Below are 17,284 nucleotides of genomic sequence, written 5' to 3' on the forward strand. Positions count from 1 at the left end.
GGAGAACATGAGCACTGCCACGAATGTCGAAGCGACCGCTGTCAACACGATCGGCTGGCTCTCGGCATCCGAGACCACCATCGTCGTCCCGGTCTATCAGCGGCAGTACCGCTGGGACATCGGCGGCTGCGAGCAGCTGCTCGGCGACATCCGGTCGGTGTCGGCCTCCGACGATACTCATACCCACTTCATCGGATCGATCCTCTCCACCGCGAGCACCTCGTCCGACGACGACGCGCAGCTCGTGCTCATCGATGGTCAGCAGCGGATCACGACCCTGATGCTGCTCGTCGCGGCACTCCACCACACGCTGCGCGACGACGATCCCGACCTCGCGCGGGAGCTGGAGGCGGTGCTCGTCCGCGCCGACGACCCGACGCGCACCAAGCTCCGTCCCCACCGGGCCTGGGCCGACGTCTTCGAGAGCGTCGTCCTCGACCGGCGCTCCCCCGAAGACGAGCAGCGCGCCTCGCGCTTCGACGACAACTACGCGTTCTTCCGCAGCCAGATCCGGCCCGGCGAGGCCGCTGCGCTGTGGCGCGGCCTGCAGAAGCTCGAGCACGTCGCCATCACTCTGGGGGCGCAGGCCAACGCTCAGCAGATCTTCGAGAGCCTGAACTCCACGGGCGAGCCGCTGCGCGATCACGAGCTCATCCACAACTACGTCCTCATGGGCCTCACGCACGCCGAGCAGAACGAGATCGAGCAGGAGTACTGGCTCCCGATCGAGCAGAACACCGGCGACGCGATCGGATCGTTCTGGAACCACTACCTCGTCATGCTCACGGGACGCGAGGTGCTCATCACCGGCGGGCGCGGTGTCTACGACGTCTTCCGCCAGCAGTTCCCGCGGCTCGACATCGACAGCCTGCGCGAGCATGCGACGAGCTGGCGGACGTTCTCGGAGATCTACCGCGAGCTCCTCGACCCGGCCACGAGCGACGACCCGGAGGTGGGACGGCAGCTCGGCTACCTCGCGGTGCTGGGACGTCAGATGTTCCCGCTCGCGATGCGGCTCGTTCATGACCAGCGCGCCGGCATCCTGCCCCGCGACGAGCTGATCGCCCGTCTCGAAGACATCCAGTCGCTCCTCCTGCGCCGCGTCGTCGTCGGCATCGCGACCGAGCGACTCGTCGCACGGCTGTGCCGTGCGTACGCCGAGGGGCCGGACGCGCTGACCCGCGCCATCGCGCGAATCACTCCCTCCGACGAGCGCGTGCGCGTCGGACTCAAGTACAGCGACCTCCCCCACCCGCGCTACGTTCTCGGCCGCCTCGCCGACGTGGATCCCGCAGACCTCCTCGACGTTTCGCCGGTCTTCCCTGCCGGTGCCGGCGACGACTGGTCGGGAGACGGCACGCGACGCTTCGCCGATTACAGCGAAGACGAGCAGAACAGCCACCGCGCCCTGGCGCACACGATCGGCAACCTCACGCTGCTCGAGCAGGACCGCGCAGAGCGCGCGCTAGACGCGACCTTCCCGCAGCTGCGTCCGCTCCTGGCGGGCAGCTCGGTGCAGATGTCGCGCGACGTGGCCGAGCGCCCGAGCTGGGACACCGCAGCCATCGGGGCGCGTACCGAGGAGCTCGCGGCGCGCTTCGTCGAGGTCTGGCGCCGTCCCGCGCTGACAGGGATCGACGACGACAACCTCACGCCGATCCTGGATGCCAAGCTGCGACGGGGCTGGCCGCGCGGCTGGCAGCGCGAGTTCGACTACGTCGAGTTCCGCGGTGAGCACTGGGAGGTGCCCGACGTCCGGTACCTGTTCAACCGGGTCTTCAAGCGCCTCTGGGTGGACTCCCGTCAGAGCGTCATCGACTTCAGCGCCCGTCGCGGCGGCCCGGTGTACCCGGCGATGGCATGGAACGGCCAGTGGGACGAGCTCGGTGAGGGCAGCTACCTCTACATGGGTTGGGACTCCCGTTACATGCTCACGGCGGTCCAGGGCGTTCTCGAAGAGGCCGGCTGGGCGTCGGAGGTCTTCCTGAAGTACTCGTACATCGGCGAGGCGATGCGCTGATCGCCTAGCAGAGTCGGAAGCGCGGCGTCAACGACCCCGACGCCCCGCCTGCGACCGCGTAGCTTCACTGTTGTACGTGAGCGGCTCGGTAGAGACGGTGTTCGGGTCACTTTCTCCCAGGGCTCACTGACGGCCCCGCCGTGAGATCTCATCTCCGGCGGGGTCGTCCCCTTCTCCGGAGTCGTTCAGACCGGGTGTCGTAGAATTCCGTGTGCTTCCCGACACGATCTCCCCCGCTTCGGTCGCGCCCAGCGGCATCGATCCGGCCGACCTCGCCGCGACGCTCCGCGTTCTGGAGCAGCTCGCCGATATCGACCACGCCCACCCGGACTACGTCACGGTGCGTCGCGCGACAGCGGCGATGTTCAAGGCGGCGAAGAAGGTGCGGCGCCGTGAGATCCGGGATGCCGTTGCCTCCGCCGACCGCGCCGTGGTGCACGCCACCGCGACCGGCGCCCCCGACCGCATCGACGACGAGACCCGCGGCATCCCGATCTCGTCGTCCACGACCGCTCCGATCGCCGGGACCCTCATCAAGGCGCGCGCCTGCTACATCTGCAAGCAGCCGTACACGATCGTGGATGCCTTCTACCACCAGCTCTGCCCGGACTGCGCGGCGTTGAGCCACGCCAAGCGCGACGCCCGCACCGATCTGACGGGTCGTCGGGCGCTGCTCACCGGCGGGCGGGCCAAGATCGGGATGTACATCGCCCTGCGGCTGCTGCGCGACGGCGCACACACCACCATCACCACGCGTTTCCCCCGCGACGCGGTGCGCCGGTTCACGAGCCTTCCCGACTCCGCGGAATGGATCGACCGGCTCAAGGTCGTCGGCATCGACCTGCGCGATCCCGCCCAGGTCGTCGGACTCGCGGATGACGTCGCCGCGGCCGGTCCGCTCGACATCCTCATCAACAACGCGACGCAGACGGTGCGGCGCTCCCCCGGCGCCTACCAGCCCCTCGTCGACGCCGAACTCTCGCCGCTGCCGGACGGGCCGCGGCCCGAGCTCGTCACCTTCGGCCACACCAACGACATGCACCCCCAAGCGCTCGAGCGCTCGGTGAACGCTCACCCGATCCTCGCCGCCGCAGCCTCGCGCGCAGACGAGCTCACCGAGCAGGCGATGGCCGCAGGCTCGAGCTCGCTCGAACGGCTCGCCGCCGGTACGGCGATCGACGCCGGCGGACTCATTCCCGACCTCGACAGCGTCAACTCATGGACGCAGCGTGTCGGCGACGTCGACCCGCTCGAGATGCTCGAGGTCCAGCTCGCCAACACCACGGCCCCCTTCCTCCTCGTCTCGAAGCTGCGCGCCTCGCTCGCCGCGAGCCCGGCCCGCCGCACCTACGTCGTCAACGTCAGCGCGATGGAGGGCGTCTTCAACCGCGGTTACAAGGGCCCCGGCCACCCGCACACGAACATGGCCAAGGCCGCCGTGAACATGCTCACACGCACGAGCGCGCGCGAGATGTTCGAGACCGACGGCATCCTGATGACGAGCGTCGACACCGGATGGATCACCGACGAGCGCCCCCACCCGACCAAGGTCCGTCTGGCCGAGGAAGGCTTCCACGCCCCGCTCGACCTCGTCGACGGCGCCGCCCGCGTCTACGACCCGATCGTCCGTGGCGAGGCCGGCGAAGATCTGTTCGGAGTCTTCCTCAAGGACTACTCCCCCGGCGCATGGTGAGGCTCCCCGCCCCCGGCAACCGTGTCGTCGTCCGCTACCTGCTGCCGACGGGACAGGCGACGGATGCGCTCGGCGAGCTGCTGAGCGCCGACGACGAGCTGGTCGTGGTGGACGGCAAGCGCGGGGTCGAACGTATCCGTCGCTCGGACATCGTCGCGGCCAAACCCGTCCCGCCGCCGCCGGCGCCGAGGCCGCGCCGCACCTGACCTCCGCTCCTGCTCAGCAAGAACACGAAAGCCCGCGAACCGATGACTCGGACTCGCGGGCTTTCGCTTCGAGGCGTCAGGCGTCAGGCGTCGGAACGCACGAGGATCTTCGCCCCGGCCCCACCACGGAGCTTCTCGATGGCGCCGACGACACCGTCGATCGGGACCTCCTCGACCCATCCCGTCGTGTCGTAGACGCCGCGCGACATCGCGTCGATGACGGCGTCGAAGTCGGCCGGCAGGTACGCCAGCGCCCCGGCGATCTCGGTCTCGGCCATCACGAGCTGCGTCGGCGAGAACTCCATCGCGCGCTCGTGGATCGCCACGACGACGAGGCGGCCGCCGGGCACCAGGCTCGCGAGTCCCGACGTGATGGCGGGGCCGGCGCCTGCGGCGTCGAACGCGACGTCGGCACCGCGTCCGTCGGTCAGCTCGGCCACCGCGGCGGCGAGGTCGCCCGAGACGGGGTCGACGACCGTGGCACCGAGCGCGGCGATCGTCTCACGCCGCGAGGCGCTCGGCTCCGAGACGAGCACCTTCTCGACACCATGAGCCTTGAGAGCGAACCAGACTCCGATGCCGATGGGACCGGCACCCGCGACGATCGCGGTCTGCCCCGCCTTCACAAAGGAGCGCTCGACCGCGTGCCACGCGACGGCCATGGGCTCGACGAGGGCACCCATCCGCAGATCGACGTTCTCGGGGAGCTTGTGCAGCATCGACGCCGGAACCGTCGTGTATTCCGCCATGCCACCGCCGTGCGAGCTGAGGCCGTGGAAGCCGATCTTCTGGCACGCGTTGAACATGCCCTTCTGGCACGCGGGGCACTCGCCGCAGTAGTAGACGGGCCAGACCGCGGCGCGGTCGCCGACCGAGACCCCCTCGACGCCCTCGCCGACCTCGACGACGGTTCCCGCGAACTCGTGACCGAGGATCTGCGGAAGCTGCGCGCCCGTCACGGGGTGCGGCTCGTCGAGCGTGAGGCCCGCGGCTTCCGGGGCGTAGTAGACGTGCAGATCCGACCCGCAGATGCCCGCGAAGGCGTTCTTCAGCTTCACCTGGCCTGCGCTCACCGTGGGTTCGTCGACGTTCTCCACGCGGAGGTCTTCCTTCGCGTGGAACACTGCTGCCTTCATCGTGATCTCCTCTCGTTCGGCTGCGTCACCGCAGCCACCATTCCGGTGATGCGGCGAGAATCGCCCTCGTCGCCCACGCAACGTCGTCCGCGCCGGAGCGCAGCCAGGACTCGATGGCGGCGACCGTCCCGCCCGCCGCGTACGCGACGGCGATCTCTCGCGACGGCACATCGTCGATCGCGGGTGGTTCGATCTCCGGATGTCGTTCGAGCCATTCCACGAGGCCGCCGGCGACGACCCGCTCGAGCACGTCGCGGATCGGCGCGGCGAGCGAAGGATGCAGCGCCCCGCGGTACACGTCGGCTCGTTCCTTGACGTGCGTGAGCAGCAGGGTCTCGGCGGTCGAGAGCGAGTCGAGCTCGCCGATGTCGGAGAGCACCTCCGCCAGCTCGACGCTCAGCGCGTCGGCGACGAGCGAGACCGGGGCATCGGCATGACGGTAGAAGGTGTCGCGCGTCACGCCCGCCGTGCGGCAGATCTCCGACACCGAAAGGTCGGAGAGCGGGCGCGTCGCGGCCAGATCGAGCGCGGCCCGGCGCAGTGCCTCTCGGCTGCGCATCGACCGCGGGTCCATGTGATCAGCCTATCCGACACCTGTCAGACAGTGGGCGGCTCGCTGCGCGATTCCGGCTCGCCGTCGGCGTCGGCGTCGGCGTTTTCAGCCTCCCTCGCGGTCGGAACCGCCAGCGGAATCGAGATCGACGCGATACCGCCCCCGCCGAGCAGGTCGCCCGCAGGGTCGGCGGCCGGCGGCTCGTCGGGCAGCATCTCGGCGTTCGACTTCCGACGAACGGGCTCGGAGGGCAGACCCGCCCATTCGCTCGGTTCCTCGGGTCGCTGCGTGAAGAGTCCCATACGCCCATTGTCACTCGGCGGCACGCCGTTCGCGGCCGCATGGCCGTCGTCTTGCGATGATCGTTTCGGTGCGTTGCACGACCCACCCCCTCCGCGGGCCCCGACGCGGTCCGCCGACGCCATCCGAAGCCCGAGAGAGACCGACGTGCCCGAACCATCTCCCGGTGCCGCAGCACCGCGCGCCGCGCGCACCCCGGTGCTGCTGGCAACGCAGTTCCTCTTCAACACGGGCTTCTACGCCGTTGTGCCCTTCCTCGCGCTCGTCCTCACCGAGGACTTCGGCGTCGCGGCCACCACAGTCGGACTGATTCTCGGGGTCCGCACGTTCGCCCAGCAGGGAATGTTCCTCGTCGGCGGGGTGCTCGCCGACAGAATCGGCGCGCGCCGCGTCATTCTCCTCGGATGCGGCGTTCGCGTAGCCGGATTCACGACGCTCGCGGCATCCCTACTGCTGGCACCGCCGCAGCTCGCTCTCTTCGTCGCCGGGACCGTCCTCACGGGCCTCGGCGGAGCGTTGTTCTCGCCGGGGCTCAACGTGCTCCTCGCGGACGCCGAGGGCCGGCGACCGGCCGCGGGAACCGGAACACGTGCCTCGCTTTTCGCCTGGCTCAGCATCACCGGCGAGCTGGGAGCTGTGACCGGCCCCGTCATCGGTGCCGCTCTCCTCGGCTGGGGCTTCGAAACGGTCGCCCTCTGCGGGGCCGGCTTCTTCGTTCTGATCGGACTGTTCCTCGCATTCTCGCTGCCCGCCGCGCGCCGCGAACACACGTCGGAGGTCGCGGCGGGCCCGACAAGACGCTGGTGGTCGTTGCGTGACCGGCGCTTCGTCGGCTTCTCGGCCGCGCACGCCGCCGACCTGCTGGCGTACAACCAGCTCTACCTCGCGCTGCCGTTGCAGCTCGCCACCACGGACCACCCGGCCACCGCGACCGCCGGGATGTTCGCGTGGGTGTCGGTCCTGACGCTGACGCTGCAGATCCCCGTCGCCCGCTGGTCGGCGCGCGTCGGCGCTCCGGTCGCCCTTCGCACCGGCTACGTGCTGTCCGCCGCCGGCTTCGCCGTCGTCGCGGTCGGCGCGCTGACGCCGGTGGCGGATGCCGCACGCGTCACGCTCGTCGTCGTCGCGGCATCCCTCGTCGTGGCGGGCCACATGACGACCAACCCGACAGCCCTGTCGCTGGTCCCCCGCTTCGCGGAGGATCGTCCGACAGGGTCGTTCTTCGGCCTGCTCGCCACCTGCGGGGGCATCGCGGTGCTCATCGGCAACCTCATCGTCGGCGTCCTGCTCGCGATGGCGGGGGCCTCGGCTGCGGCCTGGCTCTTCCTAGCCACACCGCTGATCGTGGCGGCGGTCGTGGCACCGCGGTTGGCACCGTCTCCCCGGCCTCGCTGACCGCGGCCACGTCGCACACGAAACGTAAAAGGCCCCGCCGAAGCGGGGCCTTTCTCGAAGCTGGGGTACCTGGACTCGAACCAAGAACAACTGAACCAGAATCAGCCGTGTTGCCAATTACACCATACCCCATGGTCGGTTTGACCTCAGTCGCACCGAGGATCAACTATACCCGACGGATGCGGTGGGGCCTAACCGAGCGCCGCCCGGGCGCGTCAGCCGACGCGCTGGACGAGGGCGTCGAGCCGGCGGATGGTCTCGGCCTTGCCGAGCAGCTCCATCGACTCGAACAGCGGCGGCGACACGCGACGTCCGCTGAGGGCGACGCGCAGCGGGCCGTAGGCGACACGCGGCTTGAGCCCGAGCCCCTCGATGAGGGCGGGCGCGAGGGCATCCTGCACCGCGGCCGCGGTGAAGCCCTGCTCGGGAACGAGCTCGAGGGCGCCGACCGACGCGACGAGCACCTCCCCCGCGTTCGCCGGAAGACCCGAGAGCGCATCGTCGTCGTAGGCGACCTCGGAGCGGAACAGGAAGCCGAGCAGACCCGGTGCATCGCCGAGCAGCTGCATTCGCTCCTGGACGAGGGGCGCCGCGGCCTCGAGGGTCTCGCGCTGCGCCGCCGTGGGAGGGTTCTCGATCAGCCCGGCGCCGGCGAGGTAGGGCACGAGGCGCTCGGCGAAGTCGTCGGGCGCGAGCATCCGCACGTGGTCGCCGTTGATCGACTCGGCCTTCTTCTGGTCGAAGCGGGCCGGGTTCGGGTTCACGTCGGCGATGTCGAACGCGGCGATCAGCTCGTCGCGCGTGAAGACGTCGCGATCGGGCGCGATCGACCAGCCGAGGAGCGACAGGTAGTTCAGTAGCCCCTCGTGAATGAAACCCTTCTCGCGCTGCAGGAAGAGGTCGGCCTTCGGGTCGCGCTTCGACAGCTTCTTGTTGCCGGTCTCGCCGAGGACAAGCGGCATGTGACCGAACCGCGGGACGAAATCGGTGACCCCGGCCTCGATGAGCGCCGCGTACAGCGCGAGCTGACGCGCCGTCGACGGCATGAGGTCCTCGCCGCGCAGAACGTGGGTGATACCCATGAGCGCGTCGTCGACGGGGTTCACGAACGTGTAGAGCGGAACGCCGCCCGCGCGAACGATGACGAAGTCGGGGAACGACCCGGCGGGGAAGGTCACCTCGCCGCGGATGAGATCGACGAAGGTGAGGTCATGGTCGGGCACGCGCAGGCGCCACGCGGGCTCGCGACCCTCGGCACGGAAGGCGGCCTTCTGCTCGTCGGTGAGGTCACGGTCGAAGTTGTCGTAGCCGAGCTGCTTCGCGCGGCCGTTCGCCTCGTTGCGGGCGTCGATCTCCTCGGCGGTCGAGTACGACTCGTAGACGACCCCGGCGGCGATGAGCTTGTCGAGCACCTCGCGGTAGATCTCGTGGCGCTGCGACTGGCGGTACGGTGCGTGAGGGCCGCCCTTCTCGACGCCCTCGTCCCAGTCGATCTCGAGCCACCGCAGCGCTTCGAGCAGCTGCTGGTAGCTCTCCTCGCTGTCGCGCGCGGCGTCGGTGTCTTCGATGCGGAAGACCATCTTGCCGCCGTTGTGGCGCGCGTAGGCCCAGTTGAACAGGGCCGTGCGGATGAGGCCGACGTGCGGCAGACCGGTCGGCGACGGGCAGAACCGCACGCGGACATCGGTTCCGGCGGCGGTCGTGGTGGCGGGGTGCGGTGCGGTGGACATCCCCTCCAGCTTAGTTCTCGTGAGCGTCGCCGCCGGTGAGCTCCGCGACGACGGCCCGCAGGTGGCCGAGGACCGATGCCACCGCGGGAACCCGGCCCGCTCCGCCCGCCGAGACCGCGTGGATGGCGCGGCGTTCGCTCGCGGGAAGCGGTCGCGTCACCACACCGGGGAGGAGAGGGAACGACGCGACCGCGAGCCCGGGAAGAGTGGCGACACCGATTCCCTGAGCCACGAGCTGCTCGACCGCGACGAAATTGTCGGTCTCGAAGCGGATCGCGGGGTCGAACCCGGCTCGGCCGCACACCTCGAGCAGATGACCACGGCAGCGGGGGCATCCGGCGATCCACGCCTCGTGCGCAAGTGGCGCGATCTCGATGGCCCCCGACCCGCGGGCGGCCGGGTGGTCGGCCGGCAGCACCGCCAGCAGGTCGTCGTACCCGATGACCTCGGTGTCGAGTCCTCGGACGTTCTCACCGTGCGGGTCGCTCCTATCACCCGGGTAACCGAACGTCAGAGCGATGTCGGCCCGGTCTGCGCGCACATCGGCGATCGCCTCGGGCGGCTCTGCCTCGACGTACGTCAGAGTCAGTCCCGGCTCCGCGTGGGCCAGCCGGTCCATCAGCCGCGGCAGCACCGTCGGCGAAGCGGAGGGGAAGCCGACCATGCGCACGGTCCCCGACCGCAATCCGGCGAGCTCGGCCAGTTCACCGGAGGCCGCCTCGATGACCGTCGCGACCGCCGCCGCGTGCCGGGCGATCACGCGGCCTGCTTCGGTGAGCCGCATACGTCGCCCGACCCGCTCGACGACCGGCACGCCGAGGCGCTGTTCCAGCCGCTTGATCTGCTGGCTCACGGCCGGCTGACTGTAGCCCAGCGCCGACGCCGCCGCCGTGATCGACCCGCCGTCGGCGATGGCCCGCACGACGCGCAATTCGGTGACATCGAGACGATAGTCCGGGGTGTCCATCCAGATAGATAACTAGGCGTGATGCTTTGTATGCAAATCCTGCCGTAGACCAATAGATTACGATCGCGCAGCCTGGATGCATGCAGACGAGGACTCTCACACCGGAGGAGCTTCACGCCGCGTTCCCGGGGGCTCAGGGCTATCTCGCCGCCTGCAGCACGGGCCTGCCGACGGTCGCGACGCGGGCGGCGGTCGTCGCCGACCTCGATGCCCGACCCGATCTCGTTCATTACGCGGACGTGGCCGAGCGTTGCCGCTCCCACTTCGCCCGATTGGTGTCGACCGACCCCGAGCACGTGGCCATCGGGTCGCAGACGTCGGTCCTGGTCGGCATGATCGCGGCTTCCCTCCCCGATGGCGCGACCGTGCTGTGCCCCGAGGGCGAGTTCTCCTCGCTCGTTCTCCCGTTCGCGCACGCCGGGCGCGGCATCCGAGTCCGCGCCGTCCCGCTCGCCGACCTCGCCGACGCGATCACTCCGGAGGTCGACCTCGTCGCGTTCTCGATCGTGCAGTCGGCCACGGGAGAGGTCGCCGACGCGGCCGCGATCTCCGAGGCCGCGCAGCGGGCCCGAGCCCGCACCCTCTGCGACGCGACGCAGGCGGCGGGCTGGCTCCCCCTCGACGCCGGGCAGTTCGACGCCCTCGTCTGCCACACGTACAAGTGGCTGTGCGCGCCTCGCGGCGTGGCGTTCCTCGTGCTCGCCGACGACTTCGCAGCGACGCTCACACCCCTCCACGCCGGATGGTACGCCGGCGAGGACCCGTGGGCCGCGTGCTACGGCGTCGACGCGTCACTCGCGCGCTCGGCGCGGCGCTTCGATGTGTCGCCAGCGTGGCAGGCGATGGTGGGCGCCGAACCAGCACTGGCGATGTTCGCGGATGCCGACCCTGCGGCCCTGCACGCGCGGGTGACCGGTCTCGCCTCAGCCTTTCGCGAGCGGCTCGGACTTCCCGAGCCTCTGCGGGCGACCCCGATCGTCACGTGGCCCGACCCCGCCGGTACGGATCTCGCACGGCTGACGTCCGCCGGGGTGGCGGCATCCGGCCGTCGCGGCAATGCGCGCATCGCGTTCCACGTCTTCAACGACGAGGCCGACGTCGAGCTGGCCGCGACCGCCCTCCTCGGCTGATCAGCGGAGCACGGCGGTGGTCGGCGTCACGCCGTCAGTGCCCACCCGGTCGACGCGAGCGCATCGGCGATGTGGGAATCACCCGCGAAGTCGATGCCATCGGTGAAGAAGCTGATGATCACCAGCGCGAACATCAGCGCGATCGAGAGGAAGAGGATCGCGCTCGAGACGAGGGCGATGATCAACTGTGCGCGGTGGCTCATGACTCCACGGTGCCAGCCTTCCGCCCCGGAGCAAAATGCTTGCCGCTGAGCGGCCCAGGGTCTAGGTGCCGACGGGGTGGTTCGAACGGTCGGGCGAACGCATAGACCGGCCAGCCAGAAGTCCGCCGATCACGACGACAGCGACGACAGCGAGAGCGCACACCGCTAGACCCGCGTAGCCGAGGACGCCCAACACTCCCCCGGCCGCGGCGGCGCCCGCGGCCCCGACGACGTTCATGATGGCGTCGCTGCGTCCCTGACGCGCGGTCCGGCGCTCCGGCGACGACGCCTCGGTGAGCAGCGCCGATCCCGCCACGGTGGCTCCGCTCCAGCCGAGCCCGAGCAGAATCAGTGAGGCAGTGACAGCGAGGGCCGAGTCGGCGCCCATCGCGGCGACGACGAGCGAGGCGGCGAGCAGAGCCTGACCGAGCAGGACCGTCGCCACGCGCCCGAGACGGTCGGCGAGGATGCCGAAGAGAGGTGACAGCGCATACATGCCGGCGATGTGCAGGCTGATGGTGAGCCCGACGACCGAGAGTTCCGCACCGTGGTGGACGAGATGCAGAGGCGTCATCGCCATGACCGACACCATGACCCCGTGCGATCCGGCGATCGCGAGCACGGCGTATCGGGCGGCACCGGGTCGGTCGGCCTGCGCCCGGCGCGTCGCCGGCGCCTGGGGTGCCTCGGCGCTCGCCGTGCGCGCGAGCAACAGCGGGTCGGGCCGCAGAGCGACGAGGTATAAGGCGATGGCCAGCAGCTGCGCGACCGCCGTGAAGAGGTACGGCCCGGTCAGGGGAGGCATCCCCACCACGTCGCCGAGCGCCTCACCGGCGCCGATCAGGTTCGGACCGAGCACAGCGCCGATGGTGGTCGCCCACACGACGATCGAGAGGTCGCGCCCGCGCGTGCGATCGGTCGCGAGATCGGTCGCGGCGAACCGGGACTGCAGATTCGCGGCCTGGCCGGCGCCGATCAACGCGAAGGCGACGAGCAGAACCGGGAACAGCGCTGCCGCCGTCCCCACGACCACGAGCGCGACGCCGACGAGCGCCAGCAGCATCCCGAGGGCGAGCGCCGGGCGTCGCCCCGACCGCGACGCGAACGAGGCCAACGGCACCGCCAGCAGAGCAGCCCCCAGCGTCACCGCAGCAGTCGGGAGACCCGCCAGAGCCTCGTCGCCCGTGAGCCGCTCGGTGATGACCGCTCCGAGCGAGATGGTCGACCCGAAACCGATGCCGCCGAGCACCTGGCCGAGCGAGAGCACGACCAGCGCGCGGCGCCGCACGACCTCCCGTGGGACGCCGGCGGACGCCGCGCTCGGAGCAGGAGTTCCGATCGTGTCAGGCATCCCGGACGATGTTGCGCAGGATGCCGAGACCATCGATCTCGACCTCCACGACATCGCCCGCGACGAGCGGACCGACGCCGGCAGGCGTTCCCGTCAGGATGACGTCGCCCGGCAGCAGCGTGAACGCCGCCGAGGCGTAGGCGATGAGGTCGGCGATGCCATGGACCATGTCGGTCAGCGGTGCACGCTGCTTCTCGTCGCCGTTCACCCGGGCGACGAGCTCGGCCTGTGACGGGTCGAACTCGGTCTCGATGGCCGGCCCGAGCGGGCAGAACGTGTCGAAGCCCTTCGCCCGCGTCCACTGGCCGTCGCTGCGCTGCAGGTCGCGTGCCGTGACATCGTTCGCGATCGAGTAGCCGAACACATGGCTTAGCGCGTCGTCGGCGGAGACGTTGCGGGTGACCTTGCCGATGACGACGGCGAGCTCGCCCTCGAAGTCCACCTGCTGCGACTGGGTCGGGCGGATGATGGCGTCGCCGGGACCGATCACCGAGGTGTTCGGCTTGAAGAACAGCAAGGGTTCCGCGGGCACCTCATTGCCGAACTCCGCGGCGTGCTCGCGGTAGTTCCGGCCGACGGCGATGATCTTGGATCGCGGGATGACGGGAGCCAGCAGCACGGCGTCGCTGAGCGCAACGCGCTCGCCCGTCGTGTCGTAGCCCGCGTACATCGGGTCGCCTGCCAGGGTCACCAGGTCGGTGCCGTCGAGGATGCCGTAGCGGATGGCCTCGTTGTGGGAGAACCGTACGATCTTCATCTCAGCCGTCCAATCGCACGAGCCAGCCGTGCTTGTCTTCGCGTCGTCCGTACTGGATGTCGGTGAGCTCTTCGCGCAGCGACAGGGCGAGCTCGCCGACCGGCTGCTCGTCGAAGAAGTCGTGGCCCTTGAGAATCCCGATCGGCGTCACGACGGCAGCGGTACCGCAGGCGAAGACCTCGACGATGTCACCGGATGCCACGCCCTGGCGCCATTCGTCGAGCGAGACGGCGCGTCCCTCGACCTTGTGCCCGCGGTCGCGCGCGAGCTGCAGGATCGAGTCGCGGGTGATCCCTTCGAGGATCGAGTCGGACTGCGGCGTGACGATCGTGCCGTCCTTGTAGACGAACACGACGTTCATGCCGCCGAGCTCCTCCACGTTGCGGTCCTGATCGAGGAAGACGACCTGGTCGCATTCGTTCTCGTACGCCTCGGCCTGCGGGAGCAGGCTCGACGCGTAGTTGCCGCCGGTCTTGGCGGCGCCCGTGCCGCCCTTGCCTGCGCGGGCGTAGTCCTCGCTGAGCCAGATCGAGACGGGCTTCACTCCCCCGGTGAAGTAAGCACCCGCCGGGCTCGCGATCAGGTAGTACGCGACCTTGTTCGCGGGGCGCACGCCGAGGAACGCCTCCTTCGCGAACATGAACGGCCGCAGATAGAGCGACTGATCAGCGCCGGAGGGCACCCAATCCCCATCGACGGCGATGAGCTCGCGGAGCGACTGGATGAACCATTCGACCGGCAGCTCGGGCAGCGCGAGGCGGCGCGCGGAGCGCTGGAGCCGCCGACCGTTCTGGTCGGGTCGGAAGGTATGGACCGAGCCGTCGGCGTGACGATAGGCCTTGATGCCCTCGAAGATCTCCTGGCCGTAGTGCAGCACCGCCGCAGCCGGATCGAGGGTGATCGGACCGTACGGCTGGACGCGCGGGCGGTGCCAGCCGCCCCGGACCGACCAGCAGATGTCCACCATGTGGTCGGTGAAGTGGGTGCCGAACCCGGGATTCGCGAGGATCTCCTCGCGACGGGCAGCCGAGGCTGCGGTGAGGTTTCGCGTGACGGCGAACTCGAGGGCTTCGAGTCCGGCGTCGGGGTCGTTTTCGAGGAGCGTCATCTGTCTTCCCAGAGAATGTCGGGCGGCGGGCGGCTTCCAGGCTACGCCTGGAGTCGAGCCGTGATCGCGTCGCCGATCTGTGTCGTGGTGCGCGGGTCCGAGCTGCGGTCCGCGATGTCAGCCTCGACCGCGCGTGTCACGCGTCGAGCGGCCTCCGTGAGCCCGAGGTGATCGAGCAGCAACGAGACGGAGAGGATCGCGGCCGTGGGATCGGCCTTCTGCTGGCCCGCGATGTCGGGCGCCGATCCGTGAACGGGCTCGAACATCGAGGGGAACGCGCCGTCGGGGTTGATGTTCCCCGAAGCGGCGAGGCCGATGCCTCCGGTGACGGCGCCGGCCAAGTCGGTCAGGATGTCGCCGAAGAGGTTGTCGGTGACGATCACATCGAAGCGGCCCGGGTTCGTGACCAGGAAGATCGTCGCCGCGTCGACGTGGAGATAGTCTACGGCGACGTCGGGGTGCTCAGCGGCCACCTCGTCCACGATGCGCTTCCAGATCCCGCCCGCGTGCACGAGAACGTTCGTCTTGTGCACCAGCGTCAGCTTCTGCCGCCGGCGCTCGGCCAGATCGAACGCGTAGCGCACGACACGCTCGACACCGAAAGCGGTGTTCACCGAGGTCTCGTTCGCGACCTCGTGCGGGGTGCCGCGGCGGATGCTGCCGCCGTTGCCGACGTACGGCCCCTCGGTGCCCTCGCGGACCACGACGAAGTCGATCTCCCCGGGGTCGGCGAGCGGACCCGGAACGCTCGGATACAGCTTCGACGGTCGGAGGTTGACGTAGTGGTCGAGCTCGAAGCGAAGCTTGAGCAGGAGTCCCCGCTCGATGTTCGCGTCGCGCAGCCGCGGGTCGCCGGGCACTCCCCCGACCGCGCCGAGGAGGATCGCATCGTGCCCCGCGATCGCCGCGAGGTCGTCGTCCGTGAGCGTGTCACCGGTCTCGAGGTAGCGCGCCGCACCGAGCGCGAACCGCGTCCTGTCGATGACCACATCCGTCCCCGCCACGGCCGCGTCGAGCACCTTCTCGGCCTCGGCGACGACCTCGGGACCGATTCCGTCGCCCGGAATCACGGCCAGCTTCACGACGCGCGACATCGCTCTCCTCGTTCTCGGCGAAGCGGCGCGCCGAGCGCTCAGTGCTCGGCGGGCCGCGAGTGGGATCCCTTCAGCGTAGTGGCCGCGATGATGCCCGCGCAGACGACGAGCACAGCGCCGATGGCCGCGGTCACGCCGACGCCGGAGTCGAACGCGTGCGCGGCCGCATCCATCAGCTGACGTCCGATCGGCTCGGGCAGACCCTGCGCGACGTTGACGGCTCCCGCGAGAGTCTCGCGCGCTGCATCAGCGGCCTCGGCTGGCACCCCTTCGGGGACCGCCATGCCGACGCGATACATCGCGGTGAGGATGCCGCCGAGCACCGCTGTTCCCAGCACGGCGCCCACCTCGTACGCAGTCTCGGACACTGCGCTGGCCGCTCCGGCCTTCGCCGGCGGGGCGCTCGCGAGCACGAGTTCGTTCGACACCGTCTCCGCCGCGCCGATGCCCATACCCAGCAGGGCGAACGCGAGCACGAGCTCGATCATGCTCTCGGCGTCGGTCAGGAGCGCGATCATGACGTACCCGGCGGCCGACAGCGTCAGTGCCGCGGGCACGACGATGCGAGGCGACACCCGGCGTGAGATGGGCACGACTCCCAGGCCCGCGACGATCATCATGGCCAGACCGGGCACGAGCGCGAGCCCGGCCTGCAGCGGCGAGAGACCGACGATCAGCTGCAGATGCTGCGTCACGAAGTACAGGAACCCGACGAGGGCCACGACGCTCAGGAGGTTGACCAGCAGCGCACCACTGAAGGTGCCCCGGGAGAACAGTCGCATGTCGAGCATCGGTTCGTTCACGCGAAGCTGGCGCCGCACGAAGAGCCAGCCGAACACCAGTCCGAGCGCGAACAGCAGCGGCGGGGTGATGCCCCACCCCTTCACCGCGAAGTCCTTGATGGCGTAGACGATCGGCACCATCGTCAGCATCGACAGGGCGATGCTGATCGGATCGATGCGCCCCGGCCGCGGATCGCGGCTCTCGGGAACGAGGAAGGGCGCGAGCACGAGCAGCGGCACGAGTACCGGCACCGCCATGAGGAATACCGACCCCCAGCTGAAATGCTCGAGCAGCACGCCGCCGACGATCGGACCGAGCGCGGCGCCCGCCGAGAACATCGAGGCCCAGACCGCGATGGCGAGCCGGCGCTGGTCCCGGTCGGTGAAGATGCTTCGCAGCAGCGACAGCGTCGACGGCATCAGCATGGCGCCGAACACGCCCATCGCCGCCCTCGCCGCGATGAGCATCTCGGCGTTGGGCGCGAAAGCCGCCAGGGCGGAGACCGTTGCGAACCCGGTCGCGCCGACCAGCAGCATCCGGCGCCGACCGAAGCGATCGCCGAGCGACCCCATCGTCACGAGGAGTCCCGCGAGGATGAGCGGATACACGTCGATGATCCAGAGCTGTTGCGCGCTGGTGGGACTCAGGGCTCGTGCGATCTCGGGCAGCGCGAAGCTCAGCACCGTGTTGTCCACCGATACGAGCAGCACCGGCAGCATCAGCACGCCGAGCGCGGCCCACCCCCGCCAGCCGACCCGTCGGCCCTGGCCGTCTGCGATTGCGATCTCTTCTGTCAACGTCATTAGTTCACCGTCCAGCCGGTATAGTAACAGGGTCGAACGCCGAGACGCGAGAGGA

The 17,284-nt window shown here is 69.8% G+C and carries 16 protein-coding genes and 1 tRNA gene; 5 read left to right on the forward strand and 12 right to left on the reverse strand.

Going from position 1 to position 17,284, the window contains the following annotated elements:
* Nucleotides 1-7 precede the first annotated feature (7 nt).
* The 3 genes from ABIC53_RS05830 (at nt 8) to ABIC53_RS05840 (ending at nt 3,919) form a co-directional block, all read left to right on the forward strand.
* Nucleotides 8-2,020 carry a DUF262 domain-containing protein gene (locus ABIC53_RS05830; RefSeq protein WP_354450729.1) on the forward strand — a complete coding sequence of 671 codons (2,013 nt, stop codon included), beginning with the start codon at nt 8-10 and terminating at the stop codon, nt 2,018-2,020.
* Between the two features lie 211 nt (nt 2,021-2,231).
* A complete protein-coding gene (locus ABIC53_RS05835; protein ID WP_354450731.1) occupies nt 2,232-3,713 on the forward strand; it encodes an SDR family NAD(P)-dependent oxidoreductase in 1,482 nt (493 codons plus the stop codon).
* Entirely contained in the window at nt 3,707-3,919 is a 213-nt protein-coding gene (locus ABIC53_RS05840; RefSeq protein WP_112614426.1) for a putative acetyltransferase, read from the forward strand. Before ABIC53_RS05835 ends, ABIC53_RS05840 begins: the two co-directional genes overlap by 7 nt.
* A gap of 83 nt (nt 3,920-4,002) precedes the next feature.
* On the opposite strand, the gene ABIC53_RS05845 is transcribed toward ABIC53_RS05840, so the two are convergent.
* From ABIC53_RS05845 to ABIC53_RS05855, 3 genes are read right to left on the reverse strand one after another with little or no spacing between them, the layout of a single operon-like run.
* A complete protein-coding gene (locus tag ABIC53_RS05845; RefSeq protein ID WP_354450733.1) occupies nt 4,003-5,055 on the reverse strand; it encodes a 2,3-butanediol dehydrogenase in 1,053 nt (350 codons plus the stop codon).
* 25 nt (nt 5,056-5,080) lie between these two features.
* Nucleotides 5,081-5,629, reverse strand: a complete 549-nt coding sequence (locus tag ABIC53_RS05850) for a TetR/AcrR family transcriptional regulator (protein ID WP_354450734.1) — start codon at nt 5,627-5,629, stop codon at nt 5,081-5,083.
* 23 nt (nt 5,630-5,652) lie between these two features.
* A complete protein-coding gene (locus ABIC53_RS05855) occupies nt 5,653-5,910 on the reverse strand; it encodes a hypothetical protein (protein ID WP_354450736.1) in 258 nt (85 codons plus the stop codon).
* 145 nt (nt 5,911-6,055) lie between these two features.
* On the opposite strand from ABIC53_RS05855, the gene ABIC53_RS05860 reads away from it, so the two are divergent.
* Nucleotides 6,056-7,303 (forward strand): MFS transporter, encoded by a 1,248-nt coding sequence (locus ABIC53_RS05860; protein WP_354450738.1) that lies wholly within the window; start codon nt 6,056-6,058, stop codon nt 7,301-7,303.
* Nucleotides 7,304-7,363: 60 nt separating this feature from the next.
* Here the strand turns inward: ABIC53_RS05860 and ABIC53_RS05865 are convergent.
* The 3 genes from ABIC53_RS05865 to ABIC53_RS05875 form a co-directional block, all read right to left on the reverse strand.
* Nucleotides 7,364-7,435, reverse strand: a tRNA-Gln gene (locus tag ABIC53_RS05865).
* A gap of 83 nt (nt 7,436-7,518) precedes the next feature.
* A complete protein-coding gene (gene gltX / locus ABIC53_RS05870) occupies nt 7,519-9,033 on the reverse strand; it encodes a glutamate--tRNA ligase (protein ID WP_354450740.1) in 1,515 nt (504 codons plus the stop codon).
* Nucleotides 9,034-9,043: 10 nt separating this feature from the next.
* A complete protein-coding gene (locus tag ABIC53_RS05875) occupies nt 9,044-10,000 on the reverse strand; it encodes a LysR family transcriptional regulator (RefSeq protein ID WP_354450742.1) in 957 nt (318 codons plus the stop codon).
* Nucleotides 10,001-10,080: 80 nt separating this feature from the next.
* On the opposite strand from ABIC53_RS05875, the gene ABIC53_RS05880 reads away from it, so the two are divergent.
* Nucleotides 10,081-11,130 carry an aminotransferase class V-fold PLP-dependent enzyme gene (locus ABIC53_RS05880; protein WP_354450743.1) on the forward strand — a complete coding sequence of 350 codons (1,050 nt, stop codon included), beginning with the start codon at nt 10,081-10,083 and terminating at the stop codon, nt 11,128-11,130.
* Between the two features lie 26 nt (nt 11,131-11,156).
* Here ABIC53_RS05880 and ABIC53_RS05885 read toward each other — a convergent pair whose 3' ends face one another.
* The 6 genes from ABIC53_RS05885 to ABIC53_RS05910 form a co-directional block, all read right to left on the reverse strand.
* Entirely contained in the window at nt 11,157-11,333 is a 177-nt protein-coding gene (locus tag ABIC53_RS05885) for a hypothetical protein (RefSeq protein ID WP_269266446.1), read from the reverse strand.
* A gap of 61 nt (nt 11,334-11,394) precedes the next feature.
* Nucleotides 11,395-12,684: an MFS transporter gene (locus ABIC53_RS05890; protein WP_282502486.1), complete on the reverse strand. Its 1,290-nt coding sequence runs from the start codon at nt 12,682-12,684 to the stop codon at nt 11,395-11,397.
* Nucleotides 12,677-13,441, reverse strand: coding sequence for a fumarylacetoacetate hydrolase family protein (locus tag ABIC53_RS05895; protein WP_282502484.1), 765 nt, complete (start codon nt 13,439-13,441; stop codon nt 12,677-12,679). Before ABIC53_RS05895 ends, ABIC53_RS05890 begins: the two co-directional genes overlap by 8 nt.
* A gap of 1 nt (nt 13,442) precedes the next feature.
* Nucleotides 13,443-14,549 carry a branched-chain amino acid aminotransferase gene (locus tag ABIC53_RS05900; RefSeq protein ID WP_112614406.1) on the reverse strand — a complete coding sequence of 369 codons (1,107 nt, stop codon included), beginning with the start codon at nt 14,547-14,549 and terminating at the stop codon, nt 13,443-13,445.
* A gap of 41 nt (nt 14,550-14,590) precedes the next feature.
* On the reverse strand, nt 14,591-15,643 hold the full coding sequence (locus ABIC53_RS05905) for a 3-isopropylmalate dehydrogenase (RefSeq protein WP_274177778.1): 1,053 nt from the start codon (nt 15,641-15,643) through the stop codon (nt 14,591-14,593).
* A gap of 38 nt (nt 15,644-15,681) precedes the next feature.
* A complete protein-coding gene (locus tag ABIC53_RS05910) occupies nt 15,682-17,229 on the reverse strand; it encodes an MFS transporter (protein WP_282502481.1) in 1,548 nt (515 codons plus the stop codon).
* Nucleotides 17,230-17,284 lie beyond the last annotated feature (55 nt).

Source organism: Microbacterium sp. 1262 (assembly GCF_040544895.1).
Classification (GTDB): Bacteria; Actinomycetota; Actinomycetes; order Actinomycetales; family Microbacteriaceae; genus Microbacterium; species Microbacterium plantarum.